The sequence below is a fragment of the Pantoea sp. EKM103V genome (assembly GCF_011800365.1).
Classification (GTDB): Bacteria; Pseudomonadota; Gammaproteobacteria; order Enterobacterales; family Enterobacteriaceae; genus Pantoea; species Pantoea anthophila.
Map to the genome: position 1 here is coordinate 1035894 of NZ_JAALFQ010000001.1, position 17963 is coordinate 1053856.

Annotated in this window: 14 protein-coding genes; 7 read left to right on the forward strand and 7 right to left on the reverse strand. The window is 60.2% G+C overall.

What is annotated here, in order from left to right; genetic code table 11:
* Nucleotides 1–21: 21 nt before the first annotated feature.
* Entirely contained in the window at nt 22–951 is a 930-nt protein-coding gene (tus, locus tag HFD97_RS05050) for a DNA replication terminus site-binding protein (RefSeq protein WP_009090311.1), read from the reverse strand.
* Between the two features lie 211 nt (nt 952–1162).
* On the opposite strand from tus, the gene HFD97_RS05055 reads away from it, so the two are divergent.
* The 4 genes from HFD97_RS05055 to HFD97_RS05070 all read left to right on the forward strand — a co-directional run bounded on the left by HFD97_RS05055 (nt 1163) and on the right by HFD97_RS05070 (nt 3831).
* Entirely contained in the window at nt 1163–2347 is a 1185-nt protein-coding gene (locus tag HFD97_RS05055) for an MFS transporter (RefSeq protein ID WP_167430868.1), read from the forward strand.
* A 207-nt stretch (nt 2348–2554) separates the two neighbouring features.
* Nucleotides 2555–3049 (forward strand): Rrf2 family transcriptional regulator, encoded by a 495-nt coding sequence (locus tag HFD97_RS05060; protein WP_046101782.1) that lies wholly within the window; start codon nt 2555–2557, stop codon nt 3047–3049.
* 151 nt (nt 3050–3200) lie between these two features.
* The gene (locus tag HFD97_RS05065; RefSeq protein WP_009090306.1) at nt 3201–3482 is read left to right on the forward strand and encodes a type II toxin-antitoxin system HicA family toxin; all 282 of its coding nucleotides are present in this window, start codon (nt 3201–3203) and stop codon (nt 3480–3482) included.
* Entirely contained in the window at nt 3475–3831 is a 357-nt protein-coding gene (locus HFD97_RS05070; RefSeq protein ID WP_009090304.1) for a type II toxin-antitoxin system HicB family antitoxin, read from the forward strand. The genes HFD97_RS05065 and HFD97_RS05070 overlap by 8 nt, the downstream gene beginning before the upstream one ends.
* Nucleotides 3832–3900: 69 nt before the next feature.
* Here HFD97_RS05070 and oqxB read toward each other — a convergent pair whose 3' ends face one another.
* Both oqxB and HFD97_RS05080 read right to left on the reverse strand, forming a co-directional pair.
* Entirely contained in the window at nt 3901–7053 is a 3153-nt protein-coding gene (gene oqxB / locus HFD97_RS05075) for a multidrug efflux RND transporter permease subunit OqxB (protein WP_046101785.1), read from the reverse strand.
* Between the two features lie 12 nt (nt 7054–7065).
* Nucleotides 7066–8220, reverse strand: coding sequence for an efflux RND transporter periplasmic adaptor subunit (locus HFD97_RS05080; protein WP_150029613.1), 1155 nt, complete (start codon nt 8218–8220; stop codon nt 7066–7068).
* 301 nt (nt 8221–8521) lie between these two features.
* Here HFD97_RS05080 and HFD97_RS05085 point away from each other — a divergent pair, with 301 nt between their 5' ends.
* The 3 genes from HFD97_RS05085 (at nt 8522) to HFD97_RS05095 (ending at nt 9647) form a co-directional block, all read left to right on the forward strand.
* Nucleotides 8522–8863, forward strand: coding sequence for a helix-turn-helix domain-containing protein (locus HFD97_RS05085; RefSeq protein ID WP_009090299.1), 342 nt, complete (start codon nt 8522–8524; stop codon nt 8861–8863).
* 86 nt (nt 8864–8949) lie between these two features.
* Nucleotides 8950–9384 carry a ribonuclease domain-containing protein gene (locus tag HFD97_RS05090; protein ID WP_009090297.1) on the forward strand — a complete coding sequence of 145 codons (435 nt, stop codon included), beginning with the start codon at nt 8950–8952 and terminating at the stop codon, nt 9382–9384.
* Nucleotides 9384–9647: a barstar family protein gene (locus HFD97_RS05095; protein ID WP_009090295.1), complete on the forward strand. Its 264-nt coding sequence runs from the start codon at nt 9384–9386 to the stop codon at nt 9645–9647. Before HFD97_RS05090 ends, HFD97_RS05095 begins: the two co-directional genes overlap by 1 nt.
* A gap of 91 nt (nt 9648–9738) precedes the next feature.
* Here the strand turns inward: HFD97_RS05095 and HFD97_RS05100 are convergent, their stop codons facing one another.
* The 4 genes from HFD97_RS05100 to HFD97_RS05115 all read right to left on the reverse strand — a co-directional run bounded on the left by HFD97_RS05100 (nt 9739) and on the right by HFD97_RS05115 (nt 17830).
* On the reverse strand, nt 9739–12102 hold the full coding sequence (locus HFD97_RS05100) for a virulence factor SrfC family protein (RefSeq protein ID WP_167430867.1): 2364 nt from the start codon (nt 12100–12102) through the stop codon (nt 9739–9741).
* Nucleotides 12099–15062: a virulence factor SrfB gene (locus HFD97_RS05105; protein ID WP_167430866.1), complete on the reverse strand. Its 2964-nt coding sequence runs from the start codon at nt 15060–15062 to the stop codon at nt 12099–12101. The genes HFD97_RS05100 and HFD97_RS05105 overlap by 4 nt, the downstream gene beginning before the upstream one ends.
* 2 nt (nt 15063–15064) lie before the next feature.
* Entirely contained in the window at nt 15065–16486 is a 1422-nt protein-coding gene (locus HFD97_RS05110) for an SrfA family protein (protein WP_167430865.1), read from the reverse strand.
* A gap of 171 nt (nt 16487–16657) precedes the next feature.
* On the reverse strand, nt 16658–17830 hold the full coding sequence (locus HFD97_RS05115) for a benzoate/H(+) symporter BenE family transporter (protein WP_370528402.1): 1173 nt from the start codon (nt 17828–17830) through the stop codon (nt 16658–16660).
* Between the last annotated feature and the right edge of the window lie 133 nt (nt 17831–17963).

Here is a 17963-nt window from a genome sequence, read left to right on the forward strand (position 1 = left end):
CGGTTCGTTCCGGCCTCTCTGTTAAACCGGGCAGTCAACCCAGAGGTGCAGCCGGGGGATCAGCAGATTGAGCGGCTCAGCGGCCGGTTTATGACGATAGGTAATGTTATCGGCGTCATAGTTGAGCAACTCGCCCAGTACCGGAACCTGACTGCGATCGCGGCAGATCACCAGAATCGGTGACGGGCAGGCCAGCTGAGTCTGCTTTTTCTCCTCTGCGCGCCAGACGCGCGCCACCGGCTGGACTTTAACCGGACGCTTGATCTTCAGGCGGGCTGAAGCGGGCAGGGCGCGCACGCTGGCCAGCTCCTCCTGCACTTTCTCCGCCCACTGTTCGCGCGACCACGGAGCCTGGGCGCGTCCCGCCTTCAGGCTTTTTTCCAGCTGGGCAATGACCTCTTCGCGCTTAAGATTTTTGATGATGTGTTTGTTGGCCCAGCCAAACCGCAGACTGTCCGGGGCGCTGAGCAGGGTGATGGTGCGATAGGCATTCAGGGTAATCAGCCCGCGCAGATGCTGGTGAACGAACTCGAATCGCGCTTCACTCGGCAGGCCGGACTCCACCGTAATCAGCTGCTCCAGCCGGGCTTTCAGCTGGTTAATGAGATCGACCAGCGCGCCGATCTCCGCTTCCCGTTCTGCATCGCATTCAATGCAGAGGGCACCGGGCAGACGCACGGCGGCCTTGGTACTCAGTTGCTCTGACTGATGCTGCATAAAGAGGCGGCAGTAGTGGTCGAGCGCCATCTTCCGCGCGCTGTCGCCCAGATGCTGCTCAACGGCAATGCGGGTTATCGCGTCATGCTCGCGACCTTTCACCACCGGCGGAAGGCTGAAAACGCGGGCGATCAGCAGCGGCTGCGCTTCAATCTGCTCCCGCAGTTCACCCAGCGCCTGCTCCAGGTCGTTAACACATTGATGCATATCAGCCACTAAGTCGTAGCGCGTCATGATGAGCCTCCATAGTTACAACGTCCACAATGTGGCAGAAGCCTGCGGCAGTTGCAAGTGCCTTATAGTTACAACATACTTTAAAGCTGCTATACAAAAACGTGCGGGCTGCCGGTCATCAGGTCAGAAGTGCGTGATGCATGCAGGATGCATGCAGGCTGCCTGCGGAACATGATATAAAACGGTTTGCCTGCTAACGAAGAGAGTCTATGTGAATCAGAACATTAAACCGGGCATCGCGGCCATTTTTACCCTGGGCTGTGTGCAGATCCTTTCCTGGGGAGGATCGTTCTACCTGATGGCGGTGATGGCGAATCCCATCGCGGCTGAGACGGGCTGGTCCCAGCAGTGGATTTATGGTGCGCTGTCGCTCGGGATTCTGGTGTCGGGCCTGCTGTCACCGCTGGCAGGCAGAATCATAGCCCGTACCGGTGGCCGTCTCCTGCTGGCACTCAGTGGGCTGGTGATGGCGGTGGGGCTGGTCATCATGGCGCTTAGCCACGCGTTGCCACTGTTTCTGTTTGCCTGGGTCATTATCGGCGTGGGTATGGCGATGGGCCTGTATGATGCACTGTTTGCCACGCTGGGCACCTGCTATGGCGGTCAGGCTCGGGCTGCCATTACCGGCATCACGCTGATTTCCGGTTTCTGCACCACGCTGGCCTGGCCGGGAACGGCTCTGCTTATCCACGGTTTTGGCTGGCGGGAGGCCTCGCTGATCGTTGCTGCGCTGATGGTGGCGTGCGTGCTGCCTGCTTATCTGTTTGCCTTGCCTGCCGGTCATCTCACCCGGTCATTAAAAAAGCGTCCGGCGCATCCGGCCACGGCAGAGATCGCGCCCGCGCTGTTCTGGCTGCTCTGCGCCATTTTTACCCTGGCTTCGGTGATCATGACCGCCGTTTCCGTGCAGCTTATTACGCTGTTGCAGGCGAGTGGTCATACGCTGGCTTCGGCGCTGGCGATCAGCGCCGTGATCGGCCCGTGTCAGGTTGGCTCCCGTATTGTCGATGTCGCTTTTAAACGCAGCCATCCTATCCGTACCGCCTTTTTTTCTGTCGGGCTGGTGGCGCTGGGCCTGCTGTTGCTGGCATTAATGCCGCAGATGGCGCTGCTGAGTATGGTGCTTTATGGCGCAGGAAATGGCTTACGTGCCATCGTGCGTGGAACTTTACCGCTGGCGATGGTCAAACCAGAGTCATACGCCATTGTGATGGGTAAAATGGCGCGCCCGGCATTGATGGGGCAGGCACTGACGCCGCTGATTGGCGGATATGTCTTTGAAAGTATGGGCGCTACGGCGACGCTGTGGTTGCTTTGCGGCCTGGCAATCTTTAACGTGGTACTGGTGATAGCGCTGAAGCAGCAATTACCGGCGGCATCGACCCGTTCTGCGTGAAGGCGTCCGGCTCCAGATTCCGCCGGAACAGGGCAGTGAACAGGCTAAGCAGCTTGTGCTATCGGGCCTCTGCCTTTGGTGAATACGTGCCTTGTGACTGCCGGTTTGCTTCAAAAAAGCAACAGTGTTTGTTATATTTATTGCTCATTGATTGTTCATTTATGCGGCAATAAAACAAGAAGATGCACCGCAACTCAGGATAAATAAATGCTTGATTACCGCTTCCCGACAGCTTTGCAAATGGTTCTGAGCGTAGCGATGGCGGAGCAAATGGGAAAACGCTCTACCAGCGCGATTCTGGCCTACGGGCTGGAAGCGAATCCCAGTTTCATACGAAAATTGATGGTCCCGCTGACCCGTGATGGCATTATCGTCTCCACGCTGGGACGTACCGGCTCGATTCATCTGGGCCGTCCGGCTGCGGAGATTACCCTCAAGGATATCTATGTCTCCGTCATTGAGGATAAAAAAATCTGGGCTGCGCGTCCCGACGTCGCTCCGCGCTGTCTGGTCAGTGCTAACCTCTGCTGGTACTTTAAATCGATAGCCGATGAAGCCGAGCAGGCGTCACTGGATGTGCTGGCAAAACGCACCGTCGCTGATGCGCTGAATGAGCTGAAAAAGCGCGATACCAGCAACTGCACCGCCGTACCGGAACCCGAGCCCGAAGAGATTGACGATCTCTGCAAAAAAAGCCGCTGATGAGCGGCTTTTTTTATGGCTGTTTAAGAGACATTGCTAAGCTATTTTTCATCAGATCTGTCACTCAGTCACCTCTCTCCGTTAATCCCATCTTGACCTCTTGATTGATCGTAATAGAATGACTTCACTATATGAAGTCGCGGAGATCATGATGAACGCCGCCGTCAGGAAATTACGGAAGAAACAGCGCGAAACACTGGAGCAGATTTTTCAAACGCCACCGCCGTCCGGCTTAAAATGGCAGGCAGTTGAGTCACTCATCAGGGCGCTGGATGGCGAGATTAAAGAGGGTAGTGGTTCACGGGTTCGCTTTTTGCTCAACGGAAAAATAGCGCGTTTTCATCGCCCACACCCCTCGCCAGACACGGATAAAGGCGCAGTTGTGAATCTGCGCGAATGGCTGGAAAGTATCGGAGTCGATCCCTATGAATAATCGTTCAAATTCATCAATCACTGTCGCCGGGCAACCTGCCGTCATCACCTATGTCCCTGAAATCAATATGTTCCGTGGACGCTTTACTGGCCTGTCAGGCTACTGTGATTTTGTCTCAGACAGTGTGCAGGGTCTGCACAAAGAAGGTGAGATATCGCTGCGCGAATACCTGGAAGATTGCGCTGCCTCCGGCATTAATCCCTATGCGGAGCAGGAAAAAATTAAGACCTTCACGCTGCGCTACCCTGAATCGCTCGGCGTAAGGCTGTCGCAGGCTGCGGCCCAAAATGAAACCTCGCTTAATGCCTTTATCATTGAAGCGCTCAACGAAAAATTAAAGCAGCGTTAACCGGCATGCTGCCAGTCTCAGACAAAAAAAAGGGGCGATCATCCGATCGCCCCTTTTAACGTTGAGGGTTTACGCCGTCACGGTTTCGGCATCACCTGACCGGCGCGTCACCAGCTTACGCAGTGCGACGTAGAACACCGGCGTCAGGAACAGGCCGAACAGCGTCACGCCGAGCATCCCGGAGAAGACGGTAATACCGGTCACGCCGCGCACCTCTGCGCCCGCGCCTTCACCCAGAATCAGCGGCACCGTACCGGCGATAAAGGCGATGGAGGTCATCACAATCGGACGCAGACGCAGACGACAGGCTTCCAGCGCCGCCTCTACAATGCCTTTGCCCTGAATCTCCAGCTCGCGCGCAAACTCGACAATCAGTATCGCGTTCTTACAGGCCAGCCCCATCAGCACCACCAGTCCGACCTGAACAAACACGTTGTTATCTCCACCGGTCAGCCAGACGCCAAACAGGGCAGAGAGCAGCGTCATCGGCACAATCAGAATCACCGCCAGCGGCAGCGTCCAGCTCTCATACAGCGCGGCCAGCACCAGGAAGGCCAGCAGCACCGCCATCGGGAAGACAATCAGTGCGGTATTGCCCTGCGTTGACTGCTGATAACTCAGGTCGGTCCACTCAATGTTCATGCCGTTAGGTAACAGCTGACCGGACATCGTTTCCAGCTGACGCATCGCCTGCGCTGAAGAGAGCACACGCGGATCGGCATCGCCAATCAGATCGGCCGCGGGGTAGCCGTTGTAGCGGATCACCGGATCGGGGCCGTAGGTGGTGGTGATGTTGACCATGCTGCCAATCGGCACCATCTCTCCGCGGTCGTTGCGGGTGCGCAGGTTAGCGATATCCTCGACGCTGTCGCGGAATTCGCCGTCGGCCTGCGCCATCACCCGCCAGGTGCGACCAAAGCGGTTAAAGTCATTCACGTAAGAGGAGCCGAGATAGGTCTGCAGCGTGCTGAACAGCGCCGTCAGTGACACCCCCTGCGCTTTGGCTTTATCCCGATCCACCTGCACATCCAGCTGTGGCACATTGGCCTGATAGGAGGAGATAGGGAAGTGCATCCCCGGCGTCTGCATAATGCTGCCCGACAGCGTATTAATCGCCGTCTGCAACGCACCGTAACCCAGACCCGCGCGGTCCTGCACATAGAGCGAATAGCCTGAGCCCTGACCCAGCCCCAGAATCGGCGGTGGCATAATCGAGAAGCCAAAGCCCTGCTGGATTTGGGCAATCTTCGCATTGATCTCCGCGTTAATCTCCGCCGCGGTGTGCTTACGCTCGCTGAACGGTTTCAGGCCGAAGAACACCGTGCCGCTGTTCGGCGTATTGGTGAACTGCAGGGCATTCAGGCCGGGGAACGCCACCGCATAGGCGACGCCTTCGGTCTGCATCCCGATTTCGCTCATCTTACGGATCACTTCATCGGTGCGCGCCAGCGAGGAGCCTTCCGGCATCTTCACGCCACCAATCAGGTAGAGCTTATCCTGAGTCGGAATAAAGCCGCCCGGCACGGTGTGGAACATAAATCCGGCACCGGCCAGCAGCAGCAGGTAAACCGCGAACACCGCGCCACGCCGACGCAGCGTCCGGCCAACCAGCGATTCATAGCCATGTGCGCTGCGCTGGAAGAAGCGGTTGAAGGGCCGGAACAGCCAGCCAAACAGCGCATCAATAATCCGCGTCAGCCGGTCTTTCGGCGCGTGGTGATCTTTCAGCAGCATCGCCGCCAGCGCCGGAGAGAGCGTCAGGGAGTTAATGGCGGAGATGACCGTGGAGATCGCGATGGTGGTAGCGAACTGCTTATAGAACTGTCCGGTCACGCCGGAGAGGAACGCCATCGGCACAAATACGGCACAGAGCACCAGCGCAATGGCGATAATCGGGCCGGAGACCTCACGCATCGCCTGATGGGCTGCCGCGCGCGGCGACAGGCCCATCTCGATGTTGCGCTCAACGTTCTCCACCACCACAATGGCGTCATCCACCACGATCCCGATCGCCAGCACCAGCCCGAACAGGCTCAGGGTATTGAGCGAGAAGCCGAGCAGATAGAGTACGCTGAATGTTCCGACCACCGACACCGGCACTGCCAGCAGGGGAATGATGGAGGCGCGCCAGGTCTGCAGGAACAGAATGACGACCAGCACCACCAGAATCACCGCTTCCAGCAGGGTCTGCACTACCGCTTTGATCGAGTCACGAACAAACACCGTCGGATCGTAAGGAGCCGCCCATTTCACATCATTGGGGAAACGGGTTGCCAGCTCATCCATTTTGGCGCGCACCGCATTGGAGAGGTCGATAGCGTTGGCACCCGGAGCCTGGAAGATACCGATACCGACCGCATCTTTGTTGTTCAGCTGTGAGCGCAGGGCGTAACTGCCGGACCCCATCTCAATGCGCGCCACATCACGCAGGCGCACCAGCGAACCATCTTCTGAGGTTTTCAGGATAATGTCGCCAAACTGCTGTTCGCTCTCCAGCCGTCCCTGCGTGTTGATCGACAGCAGAAAATCGCTCTGCTTTTTCAGCGGCTCGGCGCCGAGCTGACCGGCAGAAACCTGCACGTTCTGCTCCTGCATCGCGGTCACTACGTCTGAGGCGGTTAAGCCACGCGCCGCCACCTTGTTCGGGTCCAGCCAGACGCGCATCGCATATTCGCCCGCGCCAAAAATCTGGATCTGACCGACGCCCGGCAGACGCGCCAGCTCATCTTTCACCTTCAGGGTGGCGTAGTTACGCAGGTAGAGTGAATCGTAGGTATTGTTGGGTGAGAACATGTGGACGACCAGCGTCAGGGTCGGCGACATCTTCTGGGTGGTGACACCCAGACGACGCACATCTTCCGGCAGACGCGCTTCAGCCTGCGCGACGCGGTTCTGCACCTGAACCTGCGCCTGATCGGGATCGGTGCCGGGACGGAAGGTGACGGTCGTCACCAGCACGCCGTCAGAACCGGCCACAGATTTCATGTACATCATGTTTTCGACGCCGTTGATCGCCTCTTCCAGCGGCGTCGCCACGGAATCTGCAATCACTTTCGGGTTAGCGCCGGGATACTCGGCGCGCACCTGCACGCTGGGTGGCACCACGTCGGGATATTCGCTGATCGGCAGCAGCGGGATAGCAATCACCCCGGTCACGAAGATCAGGATTGACAGCACCGCCGCAAAAATAGGCCGGTCGATAAAAAAGCGGGAAAAGTCCATAGCGGCCTCGAATTAGTGAGCGGCTGCCGCACGCATGGCGACCTGCTGAGCAGTGACCGGCATGCCGGGCATAAACACTTTCTGCAGTCCGGCGACGATCACCCGGTCGCCCGATTGCAGACCCGCTTTGACGATGCGCAGACCTTCCACCATCGCGCCGGGCTGAATATCGCGCCGCTGAGCTTTGCCTTCCCCGTCCACCACGTAGACATATTTGCGATCCTGGTCGGTCAGCACCGCCTTATCATCGATCAGCATCGCCTCGAACTGCGCGCTGCCTGGCAGACGCACGCGGGCAAACAGACCGGGCGTAAACTGACGCGCCTGATTGTCGAGCAGGGCGCGCATACGAATGGTGCCGGTGCTGGCGGTCAGCTGGTTATCCAAGAAATCGACCTTGCCCTGATGCGGAAAACCCTGATCGCCGACCAGCGCAATCTCAACCGGCAGGGCATGACGCTGCTGGCCCTGACGCGCCATCGCCTGATAGTGCAGGAAGGTGTTTTCATCGACGTCGAAATAGACATACATCTGCTGCTGCGACACCAGCGTGGTCAATACACTCGCGCTGTCACCGGCGGTCACCAGATTGCCGGGGGTGATCATGGCGCGGCTGGCGCGACCGTCAATCGGCGCGGTGACGCGGGTAAAGTCCAGGTTCAGCTGCGCCATATCGACGGCGGCTTCGGCGGCCAGTACATCCGCCTGCGCCTGACTGGCGGCAGCGCGACGCTGTTCCCATACCTCACGCGAAATCGCCTGGGTGCCAATCAGCTTCTCGCTGCGACCCGATTCGCTGCGCGCCAGACTCGCCTGGCTGCGCGCCCGGGCCAGCTCCGCCCGGGCCTGTTCCAGCGCCGCACGGTAACTGCGGTCGTCGATGGTGAAGAGCACCTGACCTTTTTTAACCTCATCCCCTTCGCGATAGTTCACTGACTCGATGTAGCCAGAGACGCGCGGACGCAGCTGTACGCTCTGCACTGCTTCAACGCGACCATTAAAGTTGTCCCACTGGCTCACCGGCTTGATGAGCACCGGCGCGGCGCTTACTTCAGGCGGTGGCGGCGGGGCGTTCTGCGCCACACCCTTATCACAGCCGCTAAGCAGGCTGATAAATATGACCATCCCTGACAGGGTCAACCCCTGACGAACCCGGTTCGTAATCATTGTTGTTATTCCGCGATAAATAGAAAAGACGACCTGCAGGCCAATATTTGCAACTTTTAAGATTGCAATTAATCGCAGGGAGTGTAGGCTTGCGTCGCGGGCAACTGCAAGAATAACAGATACACTTTATGTGCGGTTTAGTGTGGGGCGATGAAAGCCTGAGCAATCCGGGAAAAACCCTGGAAAGTGTGCGGCATTTAATGTACCAATAAAACTTGCATTAAATGGCATAGTCAGCCACCCTTAAGTGTAACTGCAACTGATACTAATACTTTTCGCTACAGCGACAGGAGAGACTGGAATGATGAGTGACGCCTTTATTCACGATTTAATCGACTGGATTGATAACAACATCGAAGCACGTCTGGACCTGGATACCGTTTCAGAGCGCGCGGGCTACTCCAAGTGGCACCTGCAGCGTATGTTCAAAGAGCACACCGGCTATCCCCTGGGTGAGTACATCCGGGTGAAGAAGCTGAAAAAGTCTGCCGATCGCCTGACCAGCACCGATGAACCGATTCTGAACGTCGCGATTTCCCTGGGCTTTGACTCTCAGCAGTCTTTCAACCGCAGCTTTAAACGCCAGTATGGTGTGGCACCGGGTGCATGGCGTCGTCACAGCGGTGATTCGCACGCTGCATAACTTCGCCAGGGCCAGCCTGTCTGGCCCGCGCTTTCCTCCGGGCGCAAAACTGGTATCATCTGCATCCTGTCGTCACGGATGCCATCATGTCAAAAAAACTCTGGATTGGACTTTTCTTTGTCCTCGCGGCCTGCTTTTACGGCCTTAAACCTTATCTCAACACCGTTTCTGCGCCGGCTCAGGCCGATATCGCCACCCTGACCGATGCCCACACCGTAGCGCGCTGGGTGCTGCAGCATCAGCAGTTACCGGACTACTACCTGACCAAAAACGAAGCGCGGCAACGCGGCTGGAATCCGGCCAAAGGTAACCTGTGTGAAGTTCTGCCTGGCAGGGCCATCGGCGGTGACCGTTTTGCTAACCGCGAAAAGCGGCTGCCCCCGCGTGCGGGTCGCCAGTGGTATGAAGCGGATGTGAATTACCGCTGCGGACATCGCGACGCCGATCGTCTGGTCTACTCCTCTGACGGGCTGGTGTTTCTCTCCACCGATCACTACCGCAGCTTCAGACAGGTGCCCTGATGCTTGAACTGAACTTTGATCTGCGCGAACTCACCACGCGCGCGGCTTTTTATCGCGAGTTTGCCGGGCAGAGCGGCTGTCCGCCGACCTTTGGTCATAACCTGGATGCGTTGTGGGACTGGCTGACGGGCGGCATGGCGCTGCCTGCCACACTGCGGTTGCAGCATTACGCGGCGCATCAGGCTGATTTAGCGCCGGTGCTGGCGCTGCTGGAAGAGGCGGCGCAGTCGCTGGAAGGCGAACTGCACCTGATCGTGGAGTAAGCCGGCAACGGTTTTTTATTGCCGTCTCAGACTCAGGTCGGCCGGGAAGCAGGGTGCAGTCGCACAGAGGCGAACTGCACCCGATTATCGATTACGTGCGCAGCGGCTTAAGCAGGGCAATCAGCGCCTCGCGGGCCGCCAGCGGCAGATCGCCACCGCCGGTAAAGCCGTTGTTCTCAACGATCACCTGATTCAGTCCCACCAGCCAGTCGTAGATGTAATAGGCGGTGTGATTCGCCGGTGCCGCAGAGAGTCTGGTCAGGCGCTGACCGGCACCGAAGCTGACGCTGGGAGCGGGCGGGCGCGAGAAAATCACCTGACCGCGGTTGACGCGGCTGGCGGGACGTTCTGATTCCGGGCGCTGTAAAAAGCCGAGCCAGGCCACAAAATCGCCCAGCACCGTCATCGCCCGCGTCACCTGCCGGTCGGCGCGGGATTCGTGCGTCACGCTTTGCGTGTCAGGTTCGTGCAGCGCCTGCTGCAGTTTTTGCGCAATATCGGTGCGGAACCCGGCGGTGATCAGCTCTTCTACCAGCCACTCCATCGTCGCCTTATCCACGTTAAGTAACGCCAGCAGGCTGCGGTTTTCCGGCAGCTGACGCAGATGATCCAGCCACAGCAGCAGCACCTGGCGCGGAAACTGCTGGCTGCTGTGCAGGCTCTGACGCGGCTGAACCGGTACGTCAGCGGGTGCGTCACTGAACAGGTCAAATTCAAACCCGATGCCGAACTGATTCTCCGGCGCCTGATGGGCCGGTTTGCTGCCCGGCAGGGTCGCCTGATTGAGCCACAGCTGACGCAGGGCTTCACGCGGCGGCTGCAGACGCTCCAGCAGCTCGCCATGCAGGCCGGTGCGATGCTGTAAACATTTCAGCAGCGTGTCGGCGATGTTCTGCTTGCGTGCCGCCTGTTCCGGGCTGGCACCCGCTTCGGTCCACGGCAGTAAACGCCGCTCTACGACGGTGTGCTGAATCTGCGCGAGCTGGGCCAGCAGCATGTCGCGGCGGGCGTCAGGCTGCATCTCATCCTGCAGCCAGCTTGCCATGCGATCGACGCCCGCGCGATCCAGGGCCAGCATGGAGCCCCAGTGCTGACCGGGCTGTCCCATCTGCCGCTGCACCGCCTCATCCACATTAATCTGCTGATGACGGGCGTCGAAGGGGGTGATGGCCCAGATGAGGCGCGGTTTCTCTGCGGCCTCCTGAGCAGGCTGCTGGCGCTGCCATTCGCGCAGCGTTTCGCTGACCCGATCCGCATCCTGACGCTGGCTGGCCGCCGTGCAGACCAGCAGCAGATCGATCGCCTGTCGCGCGGCATAAAAGCCAGGCAGCAGGGCGCGTTTCTGTTCCAGCAGCTGTGCGCGCAGCGGGTCCTGCTGCTGCAGGCGCTGACGATCTTCCTGGGTCGCCACATCACTGGCGTGACCGGGCGCGGGCAGCTCCAGCATATCAGCATCATCATAGAGCGCGGTGCGCGGGGTGGAGCTCAGCGGCACCAGCACTTCCAGCGTCAGCAGAGCCAGCAGGCCCAGCGGGACGCGCTGGGCCTTGCCGATGCGGTTGCCGTTCAGCGGGCAGACTTCCACCGGCTGCTGCTGATCCTGTTCGCTGGCTGGCACAATCAGCTGCCCGGCAGGCAGCAGGGCGTTATCGACCAGCAGGCTTAAGGGGGCGAGCACCCGGCTGCTGTTACGCAGCTGATGGCGCAGATGCAGCAGCGTGCGCAGCATCTCGCTCAGCGCCGGTTCGGCGGGCCAGAGCAGGGAGAAAAGCTGCACCCGGTCGTCGACGCTCAGCCAGGGAGCCAGCTCAACCGCCTGCGGCCAGAAGTGGCGATCCAGGCGCGCATCGTAGTGCGGACGGCGACGGCACCAGGACCAGAGCGTGACCAGCGCATCACTGTCCAGACCGGCCAGCGGTGAGGCGAGGCGATGGCGCTGCAGACGCTGCAGCCCGCTGTCGATCTGCGCCACATCCGGTGTGCCTGCAGCGGAACAGGCGAGCATCAGACGGATAACTTCTGCGTCATTCAGCAGGGTCAGTTCAACCGGCCACTCAGTCGAGAGCGGCTCGCGCTGATGGCTGAAGCGGGTGGCGGTGGCAAAATCCAGGTTGCCGGGATTGATATGCTGGAACCAGTAGAGCTGTTTGTCGCCCATGCGGGTCACCAGCTGGCCCTGTGCATCGGCCACCATCTCGTTAAGCAGCCAGGCTTTGCCGGCCTGCGACTGACCAAACAGGGCCAGCGTCACCGGACGGGCGACCTGCTGTGCCAGCGCCTGGGTCTGCACGCGTGCCTGACGCAGTTGCAGCGTCAGCGTTTCCGCCTCCAGCGCCAGACGCGGCGACTGCTCACGGCTGTTCTCAATCCATTCCAGACTGTTGTTCAGGGCGTCCTGTAACAGGCCCAGACGTTTTGCCAGCGTCTGAGGCTGGCGGGGTTTCAGGGCTTTCATCGTTTACACACGCTCCCGCTGTCAATCCAGTATTGCGCATTGGCGTTGCCGGTCGCCGACAGGGTATTCAGCTTCAGACTCAACTGCTCCAGCGGCACTCGGGTGCCATCATCCAGCTGCGCATCGCTCAGCACCAGGTTTTCCGGGCCGGACGCACCGGGGCCGGCTTTGACCGCCAGGCGGATGCGCAGCACGCTTTCGCCCGCCACTTTACGCGCCAGCGTCGGGTCGTTCAGCGTCAGGCTGTAAAGCGGTGAGGCGGGCCAGCGATCGTTATCGAGCTGGCGGAAGCCCAGACAGACGTTACCCCGGATACGGAAACTGCGTTTCCGGTCCAGCGCAAAGCCGGGATCGTCGAGGTCAATGTCGCTGTAGCAGAGATTCTCATCCGTCAGGGCCTGGTTTTCATCGAGCATACCCAGATAGCGGATGGTCGAGTAAGGTTCAAAATCGCCCGCGCGGAACCAGAAGCTGCTGAGGCGCAGATCCAGCGCCAGCAGGCAGAGCATCGCGCCGACGGCGGCGGTCGATTTCGGGTTGTCGATGCGGCCATGCTTGTTAAACGGATACCAGTCGCTGGTGTGATAGCCTTCCAGTGACAGAATGCGGCTGCCCGGCAGTGGCTGCAGATGGCGCACCAGCGCCTGAATGCCAGGGAAGCGTGACGGACGCCCGGTCAGCAGCAGCACATCGCACTGGTAGAGCGAGACCACCTCACACATGGAGCGCAGCGCCGGGATGATGGCCATCCGGTGCTGCATAAACTCGCCGTGCAGCTGCGCGAGGCTCACGACCAGCGGCACCTGCAGCAGATCAAAGCGGCTGTTGCCGCCCAGCTCACGCTGGATCTCGCCGTTAACAAAGGCGAGCACCGCCTCGCCAGGCGTCTGCTCAACCAGTTCGCCGAACAGGGCGTTGATTTCTGCGTGACTCTCCAGCGGATCCCAGTTCTCATAGCGTTCCAGCACCGCCTGCGCCAGCGGAATAAATAGCTGCAGCGTAACCTGCTGACGCAGCGTGGCCTGACCGTCCATGCGGCTGTCGTGACCAAACAGCTTATTCATCAGCGGTTCCGCCAGCGTCAGGCCCGCTTTCTGCAGGTGCTGCTGCAGCGCCGGTAAGATCCACAGCTGAATCACATCCAGCAGGATGTCATCGCCCGCCACCTTAAAGCCTTCGCGAAACAGCAGGCGCGGCGTGATTTTAACGTTGTTGCCCTGACCATCATCCAGACGATACTGGGTAATCGCCAGGTCGGTGGTGCCGCCGCCGATGTCAATCGAGGCGATGCGCAGGCTTTTACCTGGCAGTTCGCCCTCATCGCGCGGCCGATCGGGACGCGCCATGCTGCTGAAAAAGTCTTCAGCGCGACCGGCAAAGTTGACCTGCGTCTCATTGAACAGCCAGACCATCTGCCCACAGGTGGCTTCATCCCACTCCATCTGCACATCCGGCAGCGGTTTCGGGTTCTGACGCGAGACGGCCGGCGCCAGGTCATCCTCATCCGCGAGCCAGCCTTCGGCTTTCCAGACCAGCGCCAGCGCCTCCTGCATCCGGCGACGGAAGATTTCACGCTCCGGCTTGGGCATCGCGGACGGCAGCGTCAGGATCACATGGCGCAGCTGACGCGGCGCGTGACTCTGTGGCATACGCTGACGCTGAGCCGCGCTATTCATCTGCATCAGCGCCTGAGCCAGCAGCTCACAGAGCATAAAGGTCATCAGCGAACTGCGGCTGTAGTGCGGTGAAAAGACCGGCAGACGATCGTCCGGCGCCAGTGTCGACAGCGGCTGGCCTTCATCGTTCAGCAGCGTGGTAAAGGGGGCACCATAAGCCAGCGGTTCCGCCTGCTCGCCCGGTGTGTTAAAGCGCCAGCCCGGCTGATAGCGCGCCTCATCCCACAGATAACGGCGCGGGCTGGAGAGGCCGGTGCTGCCTTCCAGTCCCGCACGCTGCAGGGCCAGACGGCTCGCCTCACGACCGACACGCGTCAGCGACGGCCACATAAACGCCTGTTCGCGCCCGCTCTCCAGCGAAAAGTTCGCTTTACCAAAGCGGGTTTCGGCAAATTCCAGACGGCTGTCAAACAGCTCGTTGTAAACCTGATGCGGCTGAGAGAGGTCGCGCAGCTGCAATTCATAGGTCTGCTTCAGGCCGTTGCTCTCTTCCGGGTGATCTTCCACCAGGATGCCGCAGGTGTGGGAGTTGCCCACATCAAGGATGATATCGACGTTAACCGCCGGGGTCTGCAGTGTGGCGGCCTGAATGTGGATCTCGCTGAGGTCGAGCTGCTGGCCCAGCAGCTCCAGCAGATTCAGGTAGTGCGCCTGATACTCAAATTCACGCAGCGCCTGTTTGATCGCCTGCTCGCGGCGGTCGCTGACGCGGTCGGTAAAGGATTCGCGCAGCCAGCCATCGACCCAGGTCAGATCGAGAAAGTCGCCCAGCTCGTAGTTGTGCCAGGCGAGGGCAAAGGTGACCCCATTCTGCGCATCCGCCGGGGTAAGGCCCAGTTGCTCGCCGCCATCCTCTTCCGCCACGCAGCGGGTATCAAAGGCAAGGGTAACGCGATGGGTATTGCCCGCCGCGTCCGGTGCGGGCAGGGCAACCAGACGCATCCGCGCCCAGTTTTCAGGGCCACCGATAAAACGACGTCCGCTGGCGCAGCGCAGCATGGGCAGCGGCAGCCAGCAGGCTGACAGCAGCGTCAGGGAGTCCGCCAGCACGATATCGGATTCCGGGCGCACCACTTCGGCAGCACCACCATCTTCCGGATAGAGCAGGAACTTTCCGCTGTTGCCATCGACGTTCAGGCGCAGCAGCGGGCCGTTGGCCGTCTGGCGCACAAACTGACGGCGCGCCGGGGTATCTGAGAGTTGCAGGCCAAAATCCAGGAACTGCACGCCGCTGTTTTCAATCAGCGAAATTTTTTGTTTGTCATCGATCAGGGGAGCCAGCATCGTTATTTACTCTCACGCTTAATCGTCATCGGGAAGACCCGGTCTTCAGCAAACTGCGCTTCGCACTGCGCTGCGCCAATGCTGGCGTGGCAGACAAGCAGCGGCATACGGTAGCGCGAATTATTCTGGCACTTCGCGGTGTAGCGGCTCTCAATCACCAGATTACCGGCGCTGGTCATGGCGGCGCTGACATCGGCTTTACAGCTGGTATTACCCTGAGTGACCTGCACGCTGCCTTTACCATTTTTAAACTGGAAGCGCATCACGGGTGGCTTACCGGTTGGCGTCGGCATCTGGTTGATGGTGACCCGCCAGCGGCCATCGATCACCTGCACCTGCCCGTCACGCACCGCATCAGGCGTCACAATCAGATCGTCTGGCTTCGCCGGTACCGTCGGGGTCGCTTCACTGGCAAGGGTAGCAGACGCGGCGGCAGGCGGGGTCTCGGTGGTGCTGGCCGCTGTCTGCGGCTGTGTGTCCGGGCGCGCTTCAGCCGTGGCCGTTACCGCTGGTGGGGTGAGGGTGGCCGGCGTCGTCACCGCGGGCGCGCGGGCGGCCTCGGTCGGTGCAGCAGCCACCGGAGGCTGGCTCGCCGTGACTGCCGGCGTGGCGGGAGCAGGCACCGTAGCCGGGGTCGCCGCTGGCTTCGCCGTTGCCACCGGGGTGGACTCAGAGGGTGAACGATGCAGCAGCACGGCCACCATGACGGCGGCGGCAATCGCGACCGGTGGGAGCAGATACCAGATGCGGAAACGGCGACGCGCCGGGAGAGGCGCAACGGGCTGAGTGTCGACAGGCGCAGCAGGCTGGGGTTCCGGTTCAGGCAGGATCTCAGGTTCCGGAACTGGTGGCGGCGCGAGGGTCTCCGGCTCTGCCACGACAGGCGCGGCAGGCAACACAGCCGGTGGCGGTTCAACCAGCGCCACCGGCAGATTCTCTTCAAGGGTGTCACGCAGGCAGGCCAGCGCGTCATCGCGGCTGCGCGCCTGCGCGTCGACAAAGCCCCAGAACGTGATCACCGGTTTGCCATCGACCAGATAGACATACTGCTGGTCGGGAAATTGCAGGGTTTTGCTCAGCAGCGCGCCAAACAGGCGCATCGACGGGTTCTCTGCCGCGCGCGCGCGCGTACTGAGATCCTGCATATCCTGCTGGCAGGCGGTAAGGTGCTGCAGCGCCGCGCGACGCTCATGATCGCTGGCACCCAGCCAGGATTTCACCCGGCCGCTGAAAGGGGCATACCAGTCGAGGCGGTCGCCCCGGTCGTTGGCCTGGGGAATGGCCAGGCAATCTGCCAGTGCGCTTTGACGGCGCAGGCGCAGGGTTTCACGAATTTGCAGTGCTGAGGCGTAGACCGGCTGGCCATTTTCACCTAATGCCAGAACTGCATCTAAATTACCGCTGCGCAGAAAAGTTTTTGCCACCTGTTGGGCCCTTATAGGTCGTTGTCTGAGGCAGAAAATCGCGTGTTATCGACGATTACGTTGATTTTACGCGGGGCAATGACAAATCAAACGGCAGAAAAGGGGCTAAATCCAGCGTTTTTTTCACTGGCTGGCGGAAAAACAACCGCCAGTTCAGTGAGATCAGCAGATTCAGGCATGTCTGCGCACCAGCAGCAGATGGGCGACAATGCCGCCCACCAGGCCCCAGAAGGCCGGACCGATACCCAAAAGCGAGACGCCGGAAGCGGTGATCAGAAAAGTGATCAGCGCGCTGTCGCGTTCAGCAGGCTGTTCGAGCGCGCGCTGCAGGCTGCCACCCAGCGTGGCAAGCAGAGCCAGTCCCGCCAGCGCTTCAATCAGTACTCCAGGCAGGGCGCTGAACAGCACGGCGATCAACGCCCCGGACGCACCCGCCAGCAGATAGAAAATCCCCGCCAGCACCGCCGCGCGCCACCGTTGCTGCGGATCGGGGTCGACCTCATCACTCATGCAGATCGCCGCGGTAATGGCCGCCACACAGACGGAAAAACCGCCAAACGGTGATAACAGCAGCGCCGTCAGGCCAGTCCAGCTCATCAGGGCAGACACCGGCGCACGATAACCGTGCGCCTGTAAGGTCGCGATACCGGGGGCGTTCTGCGACGCCATCGTGACCAGGAAATAGGGCACACCGATCCCCAGCAGGGTGGTCAGGGTAAAGTGCGGCATCACCGGTTCGGGCAGCATTACGCTTAAGGGCTGCGGCGGAAAGTGAATGGCGTGTTGCGCCAGCGCGACGGCGATACCGATCAGCAGGGTGATCAGAATGGCATAGCGGGCCAGCCAGCGGCGGGCCAGCAGCCAGGCGAGACACATGCTGCCGCAGAGCACAAAGTTGGTCTGCAAATCGGCAAAGGTCTGCAGCCCGAAGCGCAGCAGAATCCCGGCCAGCATCGCCGCCGCCAGCGAGGCGGGAATGTGATTCATCAGTCGGGCAAACAGTCCGGTGACCCCGCACAGGACGATGAGAAGATTGGAGAACACAAAGACGCCCACCGCCTCGTTCAGCGAAATGCCATGAAAACTGGTGGCCAGCAGCGCCGCGCCGGGTGTTGACCAGGCGGCCAGCACCGGCATGCGGTAGCGCAGCGACAATCCCAGCGAGGCGATCCCCATCGCGATGCCGAGTACGGAGAGCCAGCCGCCGATCTGTGCCGGTGTGGCGCCCGCCGCCTGAAACATCTGGTAAATAATGGCGCCGCTGCTGCTGTAGCCCACCAGCACGGCGACAAAGCCGGAAACCACCATCGGCAGGGTAAAACGGGGATGTTCCACTCTTTTCATCATCGCTCTCTCTCACCCTCAGCGAAGGTGAATCAGTGTTGTGCGTTATAGCGCACATGATTGCATGATACGCTATAACGCACAAGTGATACACTGGCAGCATAACGTCAGCTCATTGACGAAAAATGCAGGA